This window comes from Spirillospora sp. NPDC046719 (assembly GCF_040645715.1).
Classification (GTDB): Bacteria; Actinomycetota; Actinomycetes; order Streptosporangiales; family Streptosporangiaceae; genus Spirillospora.
The window spans coordinates 16,073-37,404 of sequence record NZ_JBEYYT010000031.1 but is presented as its reverse complement, the minus strand read 5'-3'; the positions used below and the strand labels follow the sequence as shown (position 1 = coordinate 37,404).

Sequence of the window (21,332 nt, the reverse complement as noted above, 5' to 3'; positions counted from 1 at the left end):
CTTCCTCGTCACTTCTGGGTGTTCGTCCCGACCGCGGTGAGCCGCGCGCGCAGCTCGCGCCAGCGCTCTGCGCACTGGGCGGACGCGGCGGCGTACTCCTCCGGCAGGTGGTGGTACGGGGACCGGGCCGGGCCGGGCCGGCAGTAGCCGGCGGCGGCGATGCGGGCCTTCTCGATCTGGGTGTTGTAGGAGGCGAAGACCTCCTGGTCGGCGAAGAGGTGCGCCAGCGGCTCGTTGGCCCACGCGATGTCGGCCGCCGCCTTGCCGGCGGCCTCCGCGTCGCCGCGCGTCAGCGCCTCCATCAGGGCGAGCGAGGGCTCGGGTCCCATCCCCGCGGCGGTGGCCCAACAGGCGGTGGTGGTCTTGGGCGCACGTGCGGCGAAGTCGTGCACGACCATGTCGCTCGGGACGAAGTTCACCTTCTCCCCCGTGGCCTCCAGCATGCGGTCCAGGTGCGGCGCCCGGGACACCTTCGCCGAGGTGACGGTGGGCGCCTCGGCGGCCACCCCCTGCCAGAACTCGACGGGGAACGTGTAGCGGAAGGCACGGGCGTTGGCGTAGACCATGAGCGCGAGATCGGGGAACGCCTGGCTCGCCTGGGCGAAGTAGTCCACCGCCATCTCCGTGGTCAGCGGCTGCCACATGGGCAGGCCGAGGAGGGCGCCCGTGGCGCCGGAGCCCGCCACCTTCCGCAGCCGACGGGCCGTGCCATGGCCGCCGGCACCGGTCGCGCCCACGAACGTGGGCACCCGGCCGGCGACCGCCTCGACGACCGTGTCGACGACGACGTCGAAGTCCTCCTCGTTCAGGGCCGGGCACTCGCCCGTCGTGCCCAAGGCGATGATCCCGGAGACTCCGTCGCGCACGAGCCGGTCGACAACCCGGGCCGTTTCGTCGACATCGACGGTGTTCCGGGCGTCGAGCCGCTCGGCGCCCGGCAGCGCCGGGGTCGGGATGATGCCGTACATGCCGTTGATCTCCGCCGCGGTGATCACGTTCGGGCTCCCTGCCCGGCGGCCGGGCGGGCCGTCTGCTGCTTGGTCGACATCGACTCTCCTTCTCACACGCCCTACGGCGCGCTTCGCACGTTTTCTTTCGGTCGCTCACAGAGCGACCAGGTCACTTCGTGAAGTTCGGTGGCGGCGGGCCGGCGTACCCCCAGGTGTCGCCCTTCCACTCCTCGCCCCAGAACCTCGCCTCCAGCGGGCCCCCCATCTCCTCCTCGACCTGCTCGAGCTCGGCGTAGTACTCGATGAACACGCCCGCCGGGTCGGCGTAGTAGGTGAAGATGTTGTGCCCGGGCCCGTGACGCCCGGGACCCCACACGCAGACCGTTCCCTCACGGGTGAGCGCGCCGAGTGCCGTCATGACGCTGTCCATCTCGACGACGTCGAACGCGATGTGCTGGACGCCGGTGCGCTCGGAGTCGCAGACGGCGAGGCTGTGGTGATCGCGGTTGCAGCGCATGAACGACATGCCGCGCGCGGTCCGGTCACTGACCTTCAGCCCGAGCGCCGCGTAGAAGCGCTCCAGTACCGCTCGCTGGGGGGAGTTGAGGACCACGTGGCCGAGCTTGCGGGGCGCGACGATCCGCGCCCGGTGGCTCTCCTCGGTGAACTCCGCCCCGTACAGCAACTGCACCACATTGCCGTCCGGGTCGCGGACGGCCGCACCGGCCTGGTGGCCGGGTCCGACGGCCTCCCCGGGCTCACGCTCCACCTGGCCGCCCGCGGCCACGGCCGCCTCGACGGCCCCGTCGAGGTCGGCACGGGTCGCGACGTCGAAGGAGACGTGCACGAGCTCGCCCCGTTCTGCCCCGGCGGGCGCCTGTTCGAGGGAGAGGCCGTGGTGCGCGGACGTCAGCGTGCGGAAGTACCGACGCCGGGAGTCGCCGTCGCCGTTGACGGGGGCCAAGCCCCAGCGGTCGACGTAGAAGTCCTCCGTCCGGTCAAGGTCGGGCACCGCTAGAGCGATGTTGTTGAGGGTTTGCACACGGACCATGGAAAGCCTCCGGTTCGGGCTCTGCGGAAAGGCGCACGGCGGGGGCCGGGAACCTTCCTTCACAGGCGGCCCCGGGAAGTCGGGCCGCCTCTGGACCACGTCAGTGATTGCGGACGAAGTCAGCCACGAGCCGGTTGAACTCGTCGGCGTGCTCGAGCTGGGCCCAGTGGCCGCAGCGGTTGATGATGTGCGCCCGCGAGTCGGGGATGCCGGCCGCCAGGAGGAGCGCGGTCTCGAAGGAGACGACCCGGTCGTCGCGGCCGTGGATCAGCAGCGTCGGCGCCGAGATCTCCGGGAGCCGCCTGGGGTCGGCCCAGATCGTGATCGGCGCCTTGGGCCCGTGCTTGGCGACGTTCGCGAGATGCTCCGGGCGCTTGGCCACGGCGGCCGAGCGCTGCTCGGACAGCTCGGGGGTGGCGAACCGCTCCTTGTCGTAGACCATGATCTCGACCAGCCGCATCATCTGCTCGGGGCTGTGGTCGGCGTAGCTCCTGGCCATGACCTTGAGCCCCTCGGTCGGGCCGCCGCCGGCACCGAAAAGGATGGGCTTCATCTGGATCGGGGCGCCCATGGTGATCAGGTGGGACACGCGCTCGGGCCGCTCGATCGCCATCCGCAGCGACGCATGCCCGCCCATCGAGTTGCCGACGAGGGCGGCCTTGTCGATGCCGAGCGCGTCGAGGAGCTCGCAGATCACCTCGACGTGGTCGTAGGTCGCGAAGTCGGCCTCGTCGGACTGGCCCCAGCCCGGGAGGTCGGGGGCGATCACCCGGAAGCCGGCCGCGGCGATGGGCTCGATGTTCGGGTTGTAGTTGCTCCAGCCGGTGGCGCCGGGACCGCCGCCGTGCAGCAGGAGGACGGGGTGGCCGTCGGCCGGGCCGGCCTGGTTGTAGTGGATGTTCCAGCTCTTGGTCCGGACGTCCTTGGCGACGTCCGCTTCGGTGAGAGCCATCAGCGGGCACCTTCCGGGGGCGTGTTGGTGAAGGGGACTTGGCCGACCAGGCCGTGAACCATCTCCGGCGGACGGTGGCCCCAGCTGCTGAGCTTGCCGAGGGTCTCGACCTGCCAGGTCTCGTCGTCGATGAGCAGCCCGCCCCAGCCGTACTCGACGGAGAAGCCGGAGGGGGTGCGGACGTAGAAGCTGAACATGCGGTCGTTCGGGTGCATCCCGAGCGTCATCTCGAACGGCTGCCTGGCGTCCATGCACCGGTCGTAGGCCATGCCCACGTCGCGGATGTCGCTGACCTCGACCATGAAGTGGTGCATCTTCTTGGGGTGCGGCATGTTGCCGAAGGCCACGGAGTGGTGGCGCGGGTTGCAGTGCAGGAAGACGACGTCGGCGACGATCCCGGGAGCGACCTCTTCGACGATGAAGTCGCTGATCCTGAAGCCGAGGATGTCCATGTAGAAGGCGAGGTACTCCTCGCGCCTGACGCCCTTGGACACCAGCACCTCGTGGCCCGCGCCGCCGGAACCGGTGACGAACTCGCCGAGCAGGGCGTCCGATCGGAAGGGAGTCTCGGCGTCGGCGAAGCCGGTGACCAGCTCGAGCCGGTTACCGAGAGGGTCGGCGGTGATCACGATGCGGTCGACCTGTCGGGCGGTGGCGAGGGCGGAGCCGCCCTCGGTGACCTCGACGCCGGCGCCGCGCAGCTTCTCCACGATCCGGTCGAGCGAGCTGCCGCTGTCCACCACGTAGCCGGTGGCGGCCAGGTCGTCGGCCGGCCCCTCGGTGCAGAGCCAGCGATACGCCTTCTCGTCGGTGCGGAAGCCGATCGAGCCGGCGTCCTTGTGGCCGACCTGCATTCCCAGCAGGCCCGCGGCGAAGTGCTCCCAGTCGGCGAGGTCGCTGACCTCGTACACGACGTACGCGAGCTCCTTGACTCCAGACATCTGTTCCTTCTCTCGGGTGTGGGGGTCAGAACGCCGGAACCGCGAGCCCGGCCTTGTCGGACGCGGCGACGAACTTGTCCGGTCGCAGGGCGATCGCCTGGACGCCGTAGCGGGCGAACCAGCCGAGAAGCACCCCTTCGAGATCGACCAGCTCGTCGGGCCCCTGGGTGTAGGCGGTCTTCGGCCGGACGGTGAGGTAGCGGGCGCCCAGCGCGTCCCATTCCGCCTTCTCCTCGGCGCCGAGCAGCGTCCGGGGGTCGGTGTCGGCGCCCAGGAGGACGAAGCCGTCACCGAGGAGCTCGTCGAGCCGCCTCATCAGGCCCACCGTGTCGCCGACCACCGGCTGCGGGATCATCCGTCCGACGATGGAGGCGTCCTCCACCTCGCCGCGCAGCCAGCCCCCGGCGTCGAGGACGGGCGGCGCCATCATCGGTTCTTCGTAGGGCGTCACGGTGTTCTCCGGCACCGCGTTCATCGCCTCGAGTTCCTCGGGTGAGACCTGCTGCTTGATCACGCGGCCGAACTGGACGGCGATCTGCGTGAAGAACTCGACGTTGGGGCGGCGTTCGGCCTCGTAGGTGTCGAGCACCGCCACGTCCATCTCCCCGCGCAGGACCCGGGTGAGCTTCCAGGCGAGGTTGTGGGCGTCGCGCATGCCGGACTGCATCCCCGCACCGGCCCACGGCGGCATCAGGTGGGCGGCGTCGCCGGCCAGGAAGACCCGGTCCACGCGCCAGGTCTCGGCCGCGCGGACGTGGTGTCGGTAGAACGCGTGCTGGTGGATCTCCACGTCGTCGGGCGTCATCCCCATCGCGTCGAGCAGCGGCCAGACCTGCTCCGGGGTCTGGAAGTCGGCCTCGGTCTCCCCCGGCCTCAGCGGGATCTCCCAGCGGTGGTTGCCTGCGGACAGCGCGATGTCGACGACCGGCCGCTCCTTGTCGCTCCAGAAGGTGAGGAGGTCGCGGTCCGGCCACCAGCGCTTGACGCGGCAGTCGATCACGATCCACAGCTGCGGGTCGGTGTCGCCCAGCATCGGAATGCCCAGCAGTTTCCGGGTCAGGCTGGAGCCGCCGTCCGCGGCGAGCGCGTAACGGGCCCGGGTGGTGGTCTCCGCGCCGGTCGCGCCGTCACGAGCGGTGACCGTGACGCCGGTGTCGTCCTGTTCGACGCCGATCACCTCGGCGCCGTAGCGGACCTCGATGCCGCCGGTCTCCTCCGCGCAGCGGCGCAGCTCGGCCTCCATCGTCGGCTGGTAGATGCTGAAGAAGCGCGGCTTGGTGTTGCGCGTTCCGAGCGCCGAGGGCGGTTGCTTGGCACGGAGGATCTCCTGGCCGTCGTAGGTCTTCCAGCGCAGCTGGTCCTGCGGCTCGATGACCTTCTCGATCCGCTCGTCGATGCCGAGGTCCTGGAAGATCCGCATCGTCCAGTCGTTGATCGTGACGGCTCGGGCGCGGGCGTAGATGTCGTGGTCCCGCTCGAAGGCGACCACGGACGCTCCCTTGGTGGCGAACGACAGTGCGCCGACCAGGCCGGTAGGACCGTAACCGATGATCGCGACGTCGGCGTCGAAGTGTTCAGGCATGCGTGCTCCTCCAAGAGTTCGACCGAGCGGTCGATTTCTTGGTGAGGAGTGTCACGGCCCCAGAAGGTTTCGGTCAACCGCCGGATCGGTGTTTCTGGTTTGCAGAATTCCCTTGGCAAACGGGCCCGTATGTGGCTCGTCCGCCCTGCCAGGCGACGTGTTCCGCCGCCGTATGCTTCACGGGTGGACAGGCAGCGGGTCAGCAACCGGCGGGGGAAACGCTCACGCGAGGACATCCTTGAAGCGGCCGCACGCATCATGGGGAAGCGGGGCTACGCAGCCACGCCGCTCTCCGTCGTCAGCAGCGAGATCGGGCTGGCGAAGAGCGTGATCTTCCACCACTTCCACACCAAGGGCGGACTGCTCTCGGCGGTGATGGAGCGCGGCATGAACGACTTCTTCAGGGCCATGAGCGCCGCGCACGCCGACCCGCCCGTCGGCGGCACCCCCCAGGAACGGCTGAGCTGGTTTCTCGGCCGTGCGGCCGGAGTGCTCACCGAGCGGGAGGAGTTCCTCCGCCTGCACATGTTCCTGATCCTCAGCGAGGACGACGACGCCGCCGAGGCCGAGGTGAAGGAGACGATCGACAAGGTGCGGCGCGAGGGCAGGCGCCACATGAATCACATGATCCGGGAGTCCTTCCACGACGAGGGCCCGGAGATCGCCGCGGCGGTCGCCGACAGACTCGAGTACATCGGCATGGCCGGGATCGACGGCACGTTCCTCGCGGTTCAAGCTGAGAAGGACCGCTCGATGGCCGATGACATGGAACTGCTGGCCGAGACCATCGCACTCATGGGAGAGCGGCTCGCGGCGAGGCTGCGGTCCGCTGCGCCGACTCCAGCGGCACCGACATACAAGTGAACCAGGCTTGGAACTCGACAACACGGCCCGATCGGCCCCCGCACGCCGCAGTCGCCCACCTGCCTATTCCTCGATGCCTGGCTGCGCCTGCACCTCGCTGACCGGCTGCTCACACTGACCTTCGTCGACCCCGACCAAGGGCTCCGACGCGCCGATCAATCACGCGACCGCATCGCCCCGCTGCTGGACGCCATCCCCGACCGCGCACGCGGGCAAGGTCGAGCATGGCCCCTGCCGAAAACCTCGTCCGCGCAGGTCAAGCTGTATGCCGGTACTCGTTGAGGATCCCGCCCAGCCGTTCCCTTCTTCGGACATTCAGGTGCGCGATCTGGCCTGGTTCGCTGATAGGCGGAGGCAGCGGCTTCAACGGGTGGGCGTTGGCGATGCCCTGGTGAGGCCGATGCTCAGGGAACTTGCCGTCGCGGTCGCGGATTGGGAACCGTGCCCGGCAGCCGGCGTCCTCCAGGTCCATGACCAGGTTCCGGACCGCCTGGGTCACGACGCGGTCGGGTGAGCAGTGGCGCCCAGAACCCGGATGCGGCGGGTGTGGCGCTCGATGACCGCCCGGCGCGCCCGCCCCTGTGACCCGTCACCGTAGGAGCTGATCATGGACAAGCGTTCACCGAGCTGTCCACTCCGTTCCTGCCCTATCTCGGAGCCGAGCCGCTCGCTCCCGAGCCACCGCTGCGCGACATGAGGTTGGACTCGATGCAGGCGATCGAGTTGATGTTCGCGCTGGAAGACGCATTCGGGATCCGGCTTCCAGAGGAAGTCCTGGTCGAAGAGACCTTCCGCACTGCGGGGAACCTGTTGCGCGTAACGGCCCAGTTCATGAGCCGGCAGTCTCTGGGGACGCTGCAGAGCGCACGCGGACCGGTGAAGCCCGGTGAATGCACCGGCCGGTCTGCGGCCCCCAGCTCAGATGAGGCGGCTCCGCGACCGGATCGAACGAGTCTGCCGTACCGCGGCCTCCAGCGCCGCCGACACCGACCGGGACGCGGTGTTCCCTCATGCCGTGCTCACGGAGATGCGCGACATCGGCCTCCTCGGGCCTGCTGGTTCCCGCTGAGCACGGCGGTCTGGGCGGCGGGCTGGACGAACTCGTGGACACGAGCATCGCGCTCGGCCGGGTCGACATGTCCACCGCGATGATCTTCGCGATGCACTGCCGGCAGACCGCTGTGATCGTCGAGCACGCCGGGCGGCGCCTGGCCGGCGAGGTGCTGCCGCAGATCGCCGCCGGTCAGCTCTACCAAAAGGCGGCCACGCGGTGCGCACCGGAGCAGCCCCTCCTGCACAAGGGTCAGCCGTATCGGTGCCGTGGTCGGTCAGAAGAGAGCAGCAGCGCAGGAGTCGACTCAGGGACCCGAGCCGGTCCCGTCGCACGGCCGAGCGGACTGGCCTGACGCCCGTCTGCCCGAGGGAATGCCCCAGCGTTCCTGAAGTGATCGAAAAAGTGGTCCTGCGAGTGCAACAGATCAGGAGTGCTGCCGCGTCCCGGGGGTGTGACTCAGAAGGGATGGCCCGTGGACGACAACGGCTTGACGTACGAGCGATTCGTCACTGACCGAGCCTCGGCAGAATGAAGGTCTTTCACGGCGCCGTCGCCGTGGCCCGGCGCGTTATCCGTTCGCCCTGTAGCTGGCTCGTAGCAGCGGCGGCCGTCGGCTATTGCCTGGTCGGATTGTCCCGGCAGCATAATGTGCTGACGGCCGCCTGTGACCTGGGGATCTTTGATCAGGCGGTACACGGCTGGGCGATGCGGGGCTTTCCTGAGGTGCCGATCAAAGGCCCGGGTTTTCATCACTGGGGCGATCACTTCATGCCGCTGTTCGCGCTGCTGGCTCCGCTGTATTGGCTCTGGGATGCCCCACAGACGCTGATCATCGCTGGTCACGTACTGCTCGCCTCATCGGGGATCCCCGTCTACCGGACGGTCCGGCGGCTGCTGGGCAATCGCCCGGCGGTGTACCTCACCGCGGCGTACCTTACGTCGTTCGGCCTGCTCAATGACGTCGGCTACGACGTACATGAGACCATCTTCAGCGCGACTCTGCTGGCCTGGGCGTTGGAGCGCGCCCTTGCCGGGCGATGGAGTGCCGCTTGTGTGTTCGCCTGCGCCACCATGCTCGCCAAGGAGGACATGGGCGCGACGGTGTTCATGTTCGGCGTCCTGGCAATGGCCTACCGCAAATGGCGGCACGCCCTGGTGCTCCTGCTCGCCGGCCCGCTCGTGCTGATCACCACCGTCCGCGTGATCATTCCGCACTTCCGGGGCGGCGCATACCCTCACTACGACTACTTGGGGCTTGGCGGCTCCACGAACCTGGAGGAGTTCGGCCGCTACGTGATCACCCATCCTGCCATCACCGCGTTCACCCTCTTCGACAACCCCACAAAGCTCACCACCTGGGGACTGCTGCTGGTCCCGTTCGGGCTCGGCGCGCTCCGTTCACCGGTGGTGCTGCTCACGCTGCCGACGCTGGTCGAGCGGATGCTGTCGATGAAACCGGCGATGTGGGCCTGGACGCTGTACTACAGCACGGTGCTGATGGTGATCCTCGTGATCGGGATGGCCGACGGTCTGGCTCGGATGCGTCGGCGGGATGACCCCGCGCCAACGCCGGACACCACATGGGTGCGCGGTGGCCTCGTCCGCGGTGGCCTGGTCCGAGTCGCCACATCGCGGTGGCCGGAACTGGCTTTGGCGATGGTGTTGCTGGTCGCCGTCAGCCCGGCCACGCCATTGCGGTCATGGCTTAGCGGGGGCACAACCCGGTCGGCGAGTTACCGGCAGGCCGTCCAGCAGGCAATCGCGCACGTGCCCACCGGCGTGACGGTGCAAGTGAGCAACTATCTCCTGCCTCAGATTCCCCGAGACAATCGAGCGATACTGATCGGCGAAGGAAAGGAGGACACCAGCTGGGCGATCATCGATGTGCATTCGCGCACCTGTTCCGGCCGGCCGGAAGTGAACAACCTAGACGGATTAAGAGTCCAGGGGTTCACCGACGTTTACGAGCAATCAGGGATCATCGTTCTACGCCGCGCCCCTTAAAACCCACTCGTCAGGTTCCGTAGCTCACCCCCTGTCCCGAATGGTCAGCGCGCGTTTGCGGGATAATGCAGGCTCGTGCCGTCGGGTCTTCCATTGCGTCCGCTACCGGATGAGGCGTGGGAGCCGTCCGAGCCGCTGATCCGAACGTTCGAACCGTGACGCGGTTGTGGCCGCGGCTGCACCGCGCCGGGTGGGACTTGGCGTGAGATGATCGTTTCCCCGCGAAGCTGCAAGCTCTGTTAGCAGAGCGCGGCGCCGCGTCGAGAAGCTGAGCGGGATCGGCCGAGGTCTTGCAGCAAACCGGCATGGAGCACCTGTGTGAAGACAGACCTGGCCGGCATTCTGCGCACCGACGCCGCTCAGCACCGTCCGCTGCCCGCAGACTCCGAACTCGCTCAGGCCATCGCCATGCTGGCCTGCGCTTAACAGGACGCCGTCTGGGATCGGCCCCCGGCGCACTCCCGTGTTTCTGGAAGCGTTCGCGACCAACGGGACGGGCTCTCGCGCCCTGAGGCGCGGGCCCCTCCTAGCCGCGCCCCCGCCCCCGGGCGGGGTGGCCCGGCTCAATAAGACTCATCACCGGTCGGGACCGGTGAAGTTAGCCACTTGCCATGAGCTGGGACGAAGGACGCCTGCTGGCCATGGAGATCGACGCGAACTACGGCCTCGCGCCGGACCCGAACACTCCCCATGCGGCTCTGAGAGATCCTTCCTTGCTCGCCGTGTGGGCATGGTCTCCCCGCGCACGGCTTCTGGCACTCGCGCCCGGACTCGCACTTCCCAGCCCGATCGACGGCATGGAACAGGAGTACAACCCCGGTCAACTACCCGATGCACTTCGCTGTCTGGTCGCATCCCTCGGCGACCGGACGGTGTCCGTCGAAGGTGGTCCGTGTTTCGTCTTCCCCGACCGTCTCGCCGTCCCAGACTCGGCCGCGCTGCCGATCATCGCTTCCAGCGCCGACGGCCGGCGCAGCGCGCAACGCCTGATACGACCTGACAACTGGCAGCCCGACGAGTGGAACGCACTGATCAAGGGCCGTATGGGTGAGTGGGCCGTGGCCGTCCACAACCGGGAGCCGGTGTCGATCTGTTTCACACCCGCATCGAACGCCAGCGCCGCAGAGGCAGGCATCTGGACCCGTCCCGACTTCCGCGGCAAGGTCCTCGCACTGACCGTCGTAGCCGCCTGGTACCAGCGTGAGCACCGCAACAAGACCGTGCTCTTCTACAGCACCACCGCAGCGGCGGACGGTGCTCAGCGGGGCTGCGGGGTGAGGTCGTTCACGAGGCGGTCGGCGAGCCGCTCAGAAGAGGCGGGGTTCTGCCCGGTGTACAGGTTGCGGTCGACCACGATGAACGGTCGCAGCGGCAGGCGCGCCTTGACGTAGTCCGCGCCGCTCTCGCGCAAGCGGTCCTCCAGTAGCCAGATGGCCTTGCGGCCGAAGCTGTTGAACTTCTCCTCCAGGTTGGACAGGCCCGTCATCCGGTAGCCGGTGAACGGCCACGATCCGTCCTGGTTCTTGGCTGCGAACGCCGCGGCCGGTGCGTGGCACAGCAGCGCCAGCGGCTTGCCGGAGTGAAGCACGCGGGTCAGCAGTGCGCCCGAGACCGGGTCATAGGCCAGGTCCTCCATGGGACCGTGCCCGCCGGGGTAGAAGACCACATCGAACTCGTCCGGGTCGATCTCCTCGAGTGTCCTGGGGGTGTCCAGTTCGGTCTGGATCGAGTCCAGGTACCGTGCCACCTCGCGCAGCTTGGACGGCCTGCCGGCGGTGCGGGACATGCTGAGCCGGTCCAGCGTCGGCGCCTTGCCGCCCGGGGTCGCGATCGTGATCTCCCATCCGGCCCGGGTGAAGATCTTGTGCGGCACCGCCAGTTCCTCACCCCAGTAACCCGACGGGTGCACCGCTCCGTCCCGCAGCGTCCACCGATCGGCTGCGGACACCACGAAGAGAGCCTTGGTCATCTCCCTGTCTCCCTCCGATAGCGCCGGATCCACCGACGACCCGGCTGAGAGGCCAAGAGCCGCGGCTGAGCGACCGTCCGCCGATCGTGCAGGTCACGGCCGTGGCGGCCGTCATCCGGATACCCCGGCGCCCAATGTTTACACCATCCACATTAGGTCGCGGAGTGAGCAGTGTCAACATTGAACTCGGGCGGCGGCCCCGCTCTTCGCGGGCGCCGCAGCACTCGCGAGCCACCTTGTTGACGGTGCTTACATTGCCGGATAGCCTCATGTATGCATTGCTAACATCAGCGTGAGGAGCTCCCGATGTCGTCAACCCGGCAGGACGTGGTCGAGGTCGACCTCGGCGGCCGCAGGGTCCCGGTCCCCAAGGACGGCCTCTACGACCGGTACCGGATGGACACCGACCTCGACGAGGTCGCCCGCGACCCCCGCGTCAGCGGCGTGGACTTCTTCCGGCGGATGCCCAAGACCAGGGTCGATTCCCCGATCGGCGCCACGCTCAGCCCGAACTTCTACTACCGCATCTCGACCGCCCGGCTGACGATGCTCGCCCGTTCCCGTGCGATCCGTGCCCGACTGCCCGTGGAGTTGGCGCCGCTGGAGGTCGCGCCGGGTCTCGGGCTGGTCTCGGTCATGTTCTTCCGTTACGACGTGTGCGACATCGACTTCTACACCGAGGCCGCCGTCGGCATCGCCGTGCGACCGGCCCGGCACGGCCGGCTCGGGTTCGTCGACCTCGTTGCCGCCCTCAAGAACGAGAACCTCGATTCCTATGTGCTGTCGTTGCCGGTGAGCACCGACATCGCCCAGGTCCGCGGCCACGACGGCTACGGCTTCCCCAAGTGGGTCACCGAACTCGACGTCGATATCGACAGCGATCGAACGGCGGCGCGCGTCGCCAACGACACCGGCGGAACCGACCTGGCGTTCTCGGCGCCGACACCTGCCCAGACCCGTCACCCCAGCGGCCGCCGCGTCTCCACCCTGACCTCGTACACGACGATCAACGGCGCGTGGCACTCGACGCTGAGCCAGACCAACGTGCTCGCCGCCGGAACCGCGCACCTCCCGCGCGGCGCCGCTCTCCAGGTCGGCGAAGGCCGCTTGGCCGACGACCTGCGATCGCTCAAGCCCATCAAGAGCGTCCAGCTCGACGTCGTCACCGAAGGCCAACTCGCCCTGCACATGCCGGTCCCCACCTCGGTCCCTGACCGAAACTGAACGAGGAGCCCTGCCATGGCCACCCATCACGCCGGCCCAGCGCCCGTCGTGCCCAGCCCCCTGCCGCCGTCGCTGACCCCGGCCCTCGTCAAGCGGCTGGCCCGGCGGGTCACCGCCGCGGCGAACGCCGCGCGGATCACCACCAGCGCGCCCTACACCGGGACGCCGCTGGCCGACCTGCCGGTCTCCACGCCCGCGGACGTCGAGGGCGCCTTCGCGCGCGCCCGCACCGCCCAGCGGGACTGGGCCGGCATGTCCGTCCGCGACCGCAAGAAGATCCTCCTGCGTTTCCACGACCTCGTCCTCGCCCGCCAGGACGAGGCGCTGGACCTGATGCAGGCCGAGAGCGGCAAGACCCGCCGCGACGCGTTCCTCGAGGTGACCGACATCGCGATCACCGCGCGATACTACGCGCGCAGCGCCGCCCGGCTCCTCGGGCCCAAGCGGCGCCGCGGCGCGATCCCGGTACTGACCCGCACCACCGAACTGCGCCACCCCAAGGGCGTCGTCGCGGTCATCTCGCCCTGGAACTACCCCCTCAGCATGGCCGCCGGCGACGCCATCCCAGCGCTCATGGCCGGCAACGCCGTCGTCCAGAAGCCCGACACCCAGACCGCGCTCACCGCGCTGTGGGCACTCGACCTGATGCACGAGGCCGGCCTGCCGTCCGGCGTGTGGCAGATGGTGATCGGACGAGGCGGTTCCATCGGCGGCGCGCTGATGGCAGGTGCCGACTACATGATGTTCACCGGCTCCACCGCCAGCGGCCGCCGGATCGCGCGCGACGCCGGCGAACGCCTCATCGGCTCCTCCCTCGAACTCGGCGGCAAGAACGCCATGCTCGTCCTCGAGGACGCCGACATCGACCGGGCCGCCGACGGCGCCGTCGCGGCGTGCTTCCCCTCCGCCGGCCAGCTCTGCGTCTCCATCGAACGCCTCTACGTCGCCGAGGCCGTCCGCGACCGCTTCGTCGCCGCGTTCGTCGCCCGCACCAATGCGCTCCGCATCGGCGCCGCCTACGACTACAGCAGCGACGTCGGTAGCCTCACCACCCCCGCCCAGCTCAACACCGTCACCGCGCACGTCGACGACGCCGTCACCAAGGGCGCCACCGTCCTGGACGGCGGCAGGGCGCGGCCCGACCTCGGCCCGCTGTTCTACGAACCGACCATCCTCACCGACGTCACGCCCGACATGACGCTGTACGACAACGAGACCTTCGGGCCCGTCGTCTCGATCTACCCCGTCCGCGACGACGAGGAGGCGATCACCCGGGCCAACGCCACGCCCTACGGGCTCAACGCCAGCGTCTGGACCCGCAACGGCGCCCGGGGCCGGGCCGTGGCCGCCCGCCTCCACGCCGGCACCGTCAACGTCAACGAGGCGTTCGCCGCCGCGTGGGGAAGCATCGACGCACCGATGGGCGGCATGGGCGACTCGGGCATCGGCCGCCGCCACGGGGCCGACGGGATCCTGAAATACACCGAGCCCCAGACCGTCGCCCACCAGCGCATCCACGGGTTCACTCCACCAGCTCACATTTCACCCCAGACCTGGGCCCTCCTCATGACCACCGCACTGACGGTGATCAAGAAGGCCGGCTCCCGTTGAGGCATCGCGGCCCGCGCTCGTCCGGCCGGTCGGCCCTTCCGCGCGGGCCCGCGTGCCCATCGCCTACCATGTGCGCGGCGCATACATCGACCGATCGGCGTAGGCGCCGTCGATAGAGGAGTGTGATCAATGGTGCGCGAAGGTGCCTCTTACCACCATGGCGACCTGCGCGCCGCCTGCCTGCAGGCGGCGCGGGAGCTGCTTGAGGAGGACGGCAGCGCCGCGCTTTCGCTGCGGGCGGTGGCGCGGCGGGCCGGCGTGTCGGCGACGGCCCCTTACCGTCACTACGCCGACCGCGACGCACTGGTCTCCGCGGTCGCCGCGCAGGGCTACCGCGAACTCGCCGAGCACCTCAGCGCCGCTCACCCCTCGCCCGCCACTCCCGACGACCTCGCCGCGGTCGCCGTCGCCTACGTGCGCTTCGCGCTCGACCATCCGGCGCTGTTCCGGGTGATGTTCGCCGAGCCCTGCGACCCGAACAACGAGGAGCGGGTCAGCGCGACCATCGCCATCTGGGAGTACGTGCACGGCATCGTGCACGGCACCTTCCCCGACGCGGATCCGGACGCCCTGTCGACCTCGATCTGGGCCCTGGTCCACGGCCTGGCGTTCCTGCACCTGGACGGCAAGCTCGACGCCTCCTCCCCCGGCGTGGTCGCCGACCAGGTCGGCGACGCCGTCCGCGCGCTCTTCGCCGCCTCGCCGGCGATGTCGCGGACGGCAGCGACCCCGCCCACGCCGGAGAGTTGAGGTCGAGGGCGTCAGCCTCGGCCAGAACCCGCGCGGCAGGTCCTCGCTTGTGCGCGGCTCGCGGTGTTCTCGATGCGGTCCCGGAGTTCACGGTGTTCCCGGGGGCGGTTCATGCACACGGCACCGACCAGATCTCCGCTGTGCACGAAGCGGATCGAGGCGTCGCGGCCGGCGAGATCGCCGGACACCACGGGCTCGCCCGCGAGACGTCCACAGATCTGGAGCTTGAGGTCGTACTGATCCGACCAGCACCATGGGATCGCCGTGTGCGGAGAACGCCGGCCGAGCATGTTCCGCGCGGCGGTGGCGCCCTGTGCCTGGGCGTCTGACCAGTGTTCGCGACGTCCCGCAGGGAGGCGTGCGACGTCTCCTGCCGCGTAGACGGCCGGATCGGACGTGGTCAGGCACGGGTCGACGAGGATGCCGTCGTCCACGGGCAGACCGCTGTGCGCGGCGAGCTCCGTCTCCGGAACGATGCCGATGGCGGCGAGCACATGGTCGCCGGACCATTGCATGTCGTCACCAACGGCGTGAAAGCCGCCACCGGGCAGGCGGGTGACGTGCCGTACCGGTGTGTTCAACCGCAGGTCGACACCGTGCTCGCGGTGCAGCGCGGCGATGGGTGCGGCGAGCTCGCCGGGCAGGACCCGTCCCAGGACCCGGTCGTCGGCCTCCCAGAGGGTCACCTGGCATCCCATGGTCGACGCCGTCGCCGCCGTCTCCAGCCCGACGAGCCCGGCGCCGATGATCAATATGCGCCCGCCCTCGCGCAGACGGGCGCGCAGCGCCAGTGCATCCTCACGAGTCCGCAGCGTCGACACGCCCTCGATCGTGCGCGGCCGACCGCCGGTCGCGAGCAGGAGTCGGTCGTAGCCGAGTTCGGTACGGTCCGACAATTGGACCGTCCTCCGTGCGCGATCCAGCGCCGTGGCCGTGACACCACTGCGCAGGTCGATGTGCTGCACCGCCCACGCCTCAGCGGATCTCAGCCGTATCCGCTCGGCCGATGTCCGTCCAGCGAGCAGATCCTTCGACAGCGGTGGCCGTCGATAGGGCTCTGCGTGCTCGCTGCCGACCAGCACGACGCCGCCCTGGTAGCCCTCGGCTCGCAGGGTCAGCGCGGCCGTGGCGCCGGCGATCCCGGTGCCGACGATGACGATGCGGGCGGACTCGCCGATCCGGTCAGGCACGGCTGATTTCGATCATCTGGAAATCGGCTTTGGCCGCACCGCACTCGGGACAGGACCAGTCGTCGGGGATGTCCTGCCAGCGGGTGCCCGGCGCGATGTCCTCCTCAGGCCAGCCCTGTGCTTCGTCGTAGACGAAACCGCAGACCACGCACTCCCACACTCGGTACTGCATGTCACACCTTCTCGAAATCGACGGCCTCGCGGACACCGCAGTCCGGACAGCACCAGTCGGCGGGAATCTCCGCCCAGGGCGTCCCAGCCGGAAAGCCTTCGCGTGGCTCCCCGGCCTCCTCGACGTACTCGTAGCCACAGACCGGGCAGCGGTAGGTCAAGGCGTCACCCCGGTGCTCTCGCCGGACGGCGTAACGCCGTAGCGGCCGTACTGCCCGGGCTGAATGTTGGCCAGGCTCGCATCACCGCCGTAGTGGGCGATGACACGCTTGTCCATGACTCGCCGCCACAGTGGCGGCACGAAAACAAGCCTGGTCATCACCGAATAGCCCGCGGGCAACTGCGGCGCCTCATCGAAGTGCCGCAGGGCCTGGTATCGGCGGGTGGGGTTCGCGTGGTGGTCACTGTGGCGCTGCAGGTGGTACAGCAGGATGTTGGAGGCGATGCTGTTGCTGTTCCACGAGTGCCGGGGGGCGCAGCGCTCGTACCGCCCGCTGGGCGTCTTCTGCCGTCGAAGCCCGTAGTGCTCCAGGTAGTTGATGACCTCCAGCATCGTGAATCCGAACAATGCTTGGACGAGCAGGTAGGGCGCGATCCCGGGCCCGAACACCGCGATCAGGGCGCCGAACAGGACGACGGTCATCGCCCAGGCGTTGACCACGTCATTGCGCAGCGTCCATGGCCGTTTGCCCATGCGCGCCAAACGCGCCTTCTCCAAGCGCCACGCGGATGCGAGACCGCCCCACACCGTGCGAGGCCAGAACCGGTAGAAGCTCTCACCCAGCCGGGCGCTGGCAGGATCCTCCGGGGTGGCCACCCGGACGTGATGGCCGCGGTTGTGCTCGATGTAGAAGTGCCCGTACGCCGTCTGCGCCAGAGTGATCTTCGACAGCCAGCGCTCCACCGACTCCTTCTTGTGGCCGAGCTCGTGGGCGGTGTTGATACCGACACCACCGACGTTGGCGATCGTCAGGGCGAGGCCGATCTTGCCGAGCATCGACACATCGCCGCGCGACCATACCCAGGACGCCATGATCAGGCCCGCGTACTGGAGCGGAACGTATAGATAGACGCACCAACGGTAGTACTTCTGCTTCTCCAGCCAGGCGAGGACGCTCTCGGGCGGATTACTGGAATCCTCGCCCAGAACGCTGTCGAGGACCGGTCCGAACAGGCCCAGCACCAGAACCCCGGTGAACCAGAAGATCTCCCATCCGCTGAGCGCGACCAAGCCCCAGGACAGGAAAGGCGACAAGGGGACGAGCAGGCCCAGTAGCCATAGATGCTTCTTCCTGTCGACCCACGTCACGTTCGTGACGCCGGCGGTCACCGTTGCCATGACAACCTCCATGTGCCGGCGGGTGCGGTTCCGCTCAGCACTCCTCCGGAGTCCGTTGACACCGTCAGAGCCACCATGCCACGGTAAGTACAAGGTAAACAAGGTTTATGGCGTACGCCACGTCGCGAGGAGTTGCTCGCCCTGTACCAGAAGGGCAAGGACAAGCAGTGGGACTCGGTCAAACGCATCGACTGGGACACGGAGACCGACCCCGATGACCTGCTCGGGATCCCCGACCAGGCGATGGCGACCCACGAACTCTTCCCGCTCGGCGAGTTCACGAGCCGACAGCTGCCTGTAGTGGTCACGCAGGGCCAGCCGTCCGAAGGCGACGTGCCGGGCCTCGTCCTGCATGACGTAGGTCAGGATCTGCTTCGGCAGCGGTTTGGTGGTGGTGTCGCGACGCCGAACGGTTCGCCGCCGAGGAGGCCGAACGCAAGGCCGAGGTCGACGCCGTCATCGCCGACGCCGCTCCCTGAGCGAAGCCGCGGGCCGACGCGACCGCGGGCGTCCTGCGGCAGGGACCGCCGCGGGGCCGTCCGTGGCGTGCTCCGTCCACGCCGGCCCCCCGGGGATGGATAGTCTCTAGTTGGCAGCGCAGGCGATGCGTCCTGCACAACGATGAGGCCACGCGAACGGGACGGTGATGGCGACCAGACGGGCCGATCGCGTCGAAGGACTGACACGCGAGCAGATCGTGCGGACCTCCATCACGCTCATCGAGCGAGACGGCCCCAAGTCCCTGTCCATGCGCAAGATCGCGGCCGAACTCGACGTCGGCGTGATGTCCCTTTATAACCATGTACCGAACAAAGAGGCGCTTCTCGAAGCGGTGGCCGAGTCCATACTGTCCGGTCTCGTCGTCCCCGAGCCTGACGCCGCCCCTCACCAGGACTGGAAGCGCAACGTCCGCACCTTGGTCGCCGCCTTCCGCGCGACCGCCCACCGCTACCCCCGCAGCATGTACCTCGTACTGACGAGCAGGGTCGGGCAGCGGTTCGGTTCGCGCACGGCCCAGCGGGCTCTGGCATTGTTCGAAGCAGCCGGATTCGACACCGTGACCTCGGTACGCGCGCTGCGGGCTCTGATGTCCTACGTGATAGGCGCCCAGATGATGGAGGGCGAAGCACTCACGATGCCGCACGCCCTTCCCACTGGAACCGGCGACACGGGACTGGGCGTGGATCTCGAGGAGATACCGCACGTCGTCGCCCTCGCCGACGTCCTACTCCGCCCCGACCACGACGCCGATTTCGAATGCGGACTGGAAATGCTGCTGTCCGCCCTGGACCGGCTGCCCCGTACGGCCGGCTGATCGTACTGAGCACACGGAAGTCGAGAATGCGGAGACACGGCCCGTAGAGCGAAGACCGCTCTCCTCAGTTCGCGGGGCCGCCCATGTGCTCGATCGAAGACAGGAAGAGTTCGAGGCCGAACTCGAAGTCGGCGTCCGTCCCGTGCTCGCTGAGCTCGCCCGGGTGGGCCTCTCCGGGCAGGCAAGCTACGGCATCCGAATCCTGCAGGTCGGCCAGATCACCCGACGGTTCCCGCATCAGTTTGCTCTGGCCGGCCTCGCGCAGCTGGGAGCCCAGCGCGTACGCCATCAGCGAGCGCATCACATGAACCGAGGTCTTCCCGTCGAGTCCCGCCTCGTCGCAGAGTCCGAGGGCGCGTTCGATCGCGCGCAGCCCCACGGGAATGCCGGTCTTGCTCGCCACCACCAGCGCCATGCTCCGCGGATACTCGTTGGCGGTCCTGCGGAACGCCCTTACCAGCTCCCGGGCTCCCGAGCGCCAGTCTCCCGGCGGGGCCTCCGGCAGGTCCATGGTGTCCATCACGTACTCGGCGATGCCCCGAACCAGCGCGTCCTTGTTCGGCACATGCTTGTACATCGCCATCGCCGTCACCCCGAGCTCGGCGCCGACCGCCCTCATCGACAGGGCCTCGGGCCCCTTGCGCTCGACGAGGTCGACCGACGTGTGCACGATGAGCTCGCGGGTAAGCACGACCCTCATGACGCGCTGCGGCGCAGGCTTCGGCATGACCCCGTCTCCCTCCGTCCGACCGGCCCACCCGGTTGACGATCAGGGGCCCGTTGGCCTGGCAAGTTTACGCGCACGCCGGATGGACGGCAGGGGCCACCGCCCACCCACTCGGCTCACCTTGACGCGGATGAGGCCGATGCAGGCGAGACTTCGCCTCGATGTATTTCCTCTCCCCGGACTCCGGCCGGCTCAATGCGCCCACTGATAGGGGCTCATCCCCGGAGCCAGGGTGTTCCGGCGAGAGCCGAACGCCGATCGGGAAGACGTCCCTCCGTACTGTCGGGGTCTCAAGGCCCACCTACGAATTCGAGAAGGTCTTCAGGAACTCCCGGGTGCGGGCGCCGTCCTCGCCGCGCATGAACTCTCCAGCCACGAAGTCGGTGACCCCCGCCGCGGCGAGTTGTTCAAGGGTCTCCCGCGCGTCCTGCTCGTTCCCCACGATGGCGAGGTCGGCCGGGCCTTCGACGCCCTCGCGGTCCATCATGGCCCGGTAGGAGGGCAGCGTCCCGTAGGCCTCGAAAATCTCCGCCGCCCGCTTCCGCGCACCCTTGACGTCGTCGGTGACGGCCATGGGCAGCATGCACACCACGCGGGGCCGGGCGCGGCCCGCCGTTTCGGCCGCGGCGTTGATGGTCGGCACGATGTGGTCACGGACGGTGCGGGGGCCGGTCATCCACAGGACGGTTCCGTCCGCACGCTCGCCGGCCAGTTTCAGCATCTTCGGCCCCAGAGCTGCAACGAGCAGTGGTACGCGCTCCGGGTTCGGCACCGACAGAGCGATCTGCGCGCGGACCGTCTCGCCCCTGAACGAGACGCTCTCGCCCTCCAGCAGCGGCACCAGGACCGACAGATACTCCTCCATGTGTCGTATGGGCCGGTCGAAGGCGTAGCCGTACACGCTCTCCACCACGATCTTGTGCGAAGCCCCGATCCCCAGGGTCAGCCGTCCTGAGCCCAGAGCGAACGCGGTCGTCCGAGCCTGCTGCGCCAACGTGGCCGGGTGGCGCGGGTAGGTCGGAACCACGGCCGGTACCAGTTCGATGCCGGGCACCCGAGTCCCGATCACCGCCAGCGCGGTGAGCATGTCCATCCCGGCACCGTTCGGAATCCATATCGACGAGAGCCCGTCGGCGGCCGCCTGACGCACATCCTTCGTCAGCCGCTCCAAAGCATCGAGACCGCTCCGTTCGGCCAACGCCACACCGATTCGCATGAGTACCTCCGCCTGTTCAGGTGACCGGCGCTCGATCACTCTTTGCCGACATACGACATAAACGTTGTTTACAACGTACGTAGAGTGTCATTGTCGATCAGAGACTGTCAACACGATTCCTCGTCATCCTTCAGGCATGGGCATGCCATCCGACCACCTCAGGCGATGTCATCTGTCCGGATGCCCCACCGACCGCACCGTCGCTGGACGCGGGAGACCTACCACCACAAAGCGGTCGAAATACCCTTGCAAGCAGCGCTGGGGCCGCACTTCCCACAGGTGAAGCAGCCGTTCGGCGGGCACGCCGGCCATGATCAAACCCGCGACCGGCCGGAGCGGGGCCGCACCCGACCGCGAACTGCGCGATGCCGTGACGCCGCGCTCGTTCAGCCTGGTCGTGGGCGTGCTGACCCTGCAGCTGG

20 protein-coding genes and 2 pseudogenes are annotated in these 21,332 nt (G+C 68.6%); 8 read left to right on the top strand and 14 right to left on the bottom strand.

Features of this window, described 5'->3' with window-relative positions; all coding sequences use genetic code 11:
- Positions 1-8: 8 nt before the first annotated feature.
- The 5 genes from ABZ914_RS08475 to ABZ914_RS08455 form a co-directional block, all read right to left on the bottom strand.
- Entirely contained in the window at positions 9-995 is a 987-nt protein-coding gene (locus tag ABZ914_RS08475; RefSeq protein ID WP_500192390.1) for a dihydrodipicolinate synthase family protein, read from the bottom strand.
- A 124-nt stretch (positions 996-1,119) separates the two neighbouring features.
- On the bottom strand, positions 1,120-2,001 hold the full coding sequence (locus ABZ914_RS08470; protein ID WP_500192389.1) for a VOC family protein: 882 nt from the start codon (positions 1,999-2,001) through the stop codon (positions 1,120-1,122).
- A 100-nt stretch (positions 2,002-2,101) separates the two neighbouring features.
- Positions 2,102-2,953 carry an alpha/beta fold hydrolase gene (locus tag ABZ914_RS08465; protein WP_500192388.1) on the bottom strand — a complete coding sequence of 284 codons (852 nt, stop codon included), beginning with the start codon at positions 2,951-2,953 and terminating at the stop codon, positions 2,102-2,104.
- Positions 2,953-3,894: a VOC family protein gene (locus ABZ914_RS08460; RefSeq protein ID WP_500192387.1), complete on the bottom strand. Its 942-nt coding sequence runs from the start codon at positions 3,892-3,894 to the stop codon at positions 2,953-2,955. The genes ABZ914_RS08465 and ABZ914_RS08460 overlap by 1 nt, the downstream gene beginning before the upstream one ends.
- A gap of 25 nt (positions 3,895-3,919) precedes the next feature.
- Complete coding sequence (locus tag ABZ914_RS08455; protein ID WP_500192386.1) at positions 3,920-5,476, bottom strand: bifunctional 3-(3-hydroxy-phenyl)propionate/3-hydroxycinnamic acid hydroxylase; 1,557 nt, start codon at positions 5,474-5,476, stop codon at positions 3,920-3,922.
- Positions 5,477-5,659: 183 nt separating this feature from the next.
- Here ABZ914_RS08455 and ABZ914_RS08450 point away from each other — a divergent pair, with 183 nt between their 5' ends.
- Entirely contained in the window at positions 5,660-6,340 is a 681-nt protein-coding gene (locus ABZ914_RS08450) for a TetR/AcrR family transcriptional regulator (RefSeq protein WP_500192384.1), read from the top strand.
- Positions 6,341-6,596: 256 nt separating this feature from the next.
- On the opposite strand, the gene ABZ914_RS08445 is transcribed toward ABZ914_RS08450, so the two are convergent.
- Positions 6,597-6,812, bottom strand: a complete 216-nt coding sequence (locus tag ABZ914_RS08445) for a hypothetical protein (RefSeq protein WP_500192382.1) — start codon at positions 6,810-6,812, stop codon at positions 6,597-6,599.
- Between the two features lie 155 nt (positions 6,813-6,967).
- Between ABZ914_RS08445 and ABZ914_RS08440 the strand changes: the two genes are divergently transcribed.
- The 3 genes from ABZ914_RS08440 to ABZ914_RS08430 all read left to right on the top strand — a co-directional run bounded on the left by ABZ914_RS08440 (position 6,968) and on the right by ABZ914_RS08430 (position 9,398).
- Entirely contained in the window at positions 6,968-7,492 is a 525-nt protein-coding gene (locus ABZ914_RS08440; protein ID WP_500192398.1) for an acyl carrier protein, read from the top strand.
- Positions 7,393-7,746, top strand: a complete 354-nt coding sequence (locus ABZ914_RS08435; protein ID WP_500192397.1) for an acyl-CoA dehydrogenase family protein — start codon at positions 7,393-7,395, stop codon at positions 7,744-7,746. The genes ABZ914_RS08440 and ABZ914_RS08435 overlap by 100 nt, the downstream gene beginning before the upstream one ends.
- A gap of 176 nt (positions 7,747-7,922) precedes the next feature.
- On the top strand, positions 7,923-9,398 hold the full coding sequence (locus ABZ914_RS08430; protein WP_500192381.1) for a DUF2079 domain-containing protein: 1,476 nt from the start codon (positions 7,923-7,925) through the stop codon (positions 9,396-9,398).
- A 1,258-nt stretch (positions 9,399-10,656) separates the two neighbouring features.
- On the opposite strand, the gene ABZ914_RS08425 is transcribed toward ABZ914_RS08430, so the two are convergent.
- On the bottom strand, positions 10,657-11,367 hold the full coding sequence (locus ABZ914_RS08425) for a type 1 glutamine amidotransferase domain-containing protein (RefSeq protein WP_500192380.1): 711 nt from the start codon (positions 11,365-11,367) through the stop codon (positions 10,657-10,659).
- Between the two features lie 306 nt (positions 11,368-11,673).
- Between ABZ914_RS08425 and ABZ914_RS08420 the strand changes: the two genes are divergently transcribed.
- The 3 genes from ABZ914_RS08420 (at position 11,674) to ABZ914_RS08410 (ending at position 14,952) form a co-directional block, all read left to right on the top strand.
- Positions 11,674-12,591 carry an acetoacetate decarboxylase family protein gene (locus ABZ914_RS08420; RefSeq protein WP_500192379.1) on the top strand — a complete coding sequence of 306 codons (918 nt, stop codon included), beginning with the start codon at positions 11,674-11,676 and terminating at the stop codon, positions 12,589-12,591.
- 15 nt (positions 12,592-12,606) lie between these two features.
- Positions 12,607-14,202 carry a succinic semialdehyde dehydrogenase gene (locus tag ABZ914_RS08415; RefSeq protein ID WP_500192378.1) on the top strand — a complete coding sequence of 532 codons (1,596 nt, stop codon included), beginning with the start codon at positions 12,607-12,609 and terminating at the stop codon, positions 14,200-14,202.
- A gap of 129 nt (positions 14,203-14,331) precedes the next feature.
- On the top strand, positions 14,332-14,952 hold the full coding sequence (locus ABZ914_RS08410) for a TetR/AcrR family transcriptional regulator (RefSeq protein ID WP_500192377.1): 621 nt from the start codon (positions 14,332-14,334) through the stop codon (positions 14,950-14,952).
- 11 nt (positions 14,953-14,963) lie between these two features.
- Here the strand turns inward: ABZ914_RS08410 and ABZ914_RS08405 are convergent, their stop codons facing one another.
- From ABZ914_RS08405 to ABZ914_RS08385, 5 genes and pseudogenes are all read right to left on the bottom strand, one after another.
- Positions 14,964-16,142, bottom strand: a complete 1,179-nt coding sequence (locus ABZ914_RS08405) for an NAD(P)/FAD-dependent oxidoreductase (protein WP_500192376.1) — start codon at positions 16,140-16,142, stop codon at positions 14,964-14,966.
- Positions 16,135-16,314, bottom strand: a complete 180-nt coding sequence (locus ABZ914_RS08400; protein WP_500192375.1) for a rubredoxin — start codon at positions 16,312-16,314, stop codon at positions 16,135-16,137. Before ABZ914_RS08400 ends, ABZ914_RS08405 begins: the two co-directional genes overlap by 8 nt.
- Position 16,315: 1 nt before the next feature.
- The gene (locus ABZ914_RS08395; protein WP_360761813.1) at positions 16,316-16,474 is read right to left on the bottom strand and encodes a rubredoxin; all 159 of its coding nucleotides are present in this window, start codon (positions 16,472-16,474) and stop codon (positions 16,316-16,318) included.
- Positions 16,471-17,652, bottom strand: coding sequence for an alkane 1-monooxygenase (locus ABZ914_RS08390; protein WP_500192374.1), 1,182 nt, complete (start codon positions 17,650-17,652; stop codon positions 16,471-16,473). Before ABZ914_RS08390 ends, ABZ914_RS08395 begins: the two co-directional genes overlap by 4 nt.
- Positions 17,653-17,904: 252 nt before the next feature.
- Positions 17,905-18,054 (bottom strand): annotated as a pseudogene (locus tag ABZ914_RS08385) (aminobenzoate oxygenase); the annotation flags it as partial.
- 244 nt (positions 18,055-18,298) lie between these two features.
- Between ABZ914_RS08385 and ABZ914_RS08380 the strand changes: the two are divergent.
- Positions 18,299-18,880 (top strand): annotated as a pseudogene (locus ABZ914_RS08380) (TetR/AcrR family transcriptional regulator); the annotation flags it as partial.
- Between the two features lie 151 nt (positions 18,881-19,031).
- Here the strand turns inward: ABZ914_RS08380 and ABZ914_RS08375 are convergent.
- Positions 19,032-19,694: a TetR/AcrR family transcriptional regulator gene (locus ABZ914_RS08375; RefSeq protein ID WP_500192373.1), complete on the bottom strand. Its 663-nt coding sequence runs from the start codon at positions 19,692-19,694 to the stop codon at positions 19,032-19,034.
- Between the two features lie 301 nt (positions 19,695-19,995).
- On the bottom strand, positions 19,996-20,910 hold the full coding sequence (locus ABZ914_RS08370) for an LLM class F420-dependent oxidoreductase (RefSeq protein ID WP_500192372.1): 915 nt from the start codon (positions 20,908-20,910) through the stop codon (positions 19,996-19,998).
- Positions 20,911-21,332 lie beyond the last annotated feature (422 nt).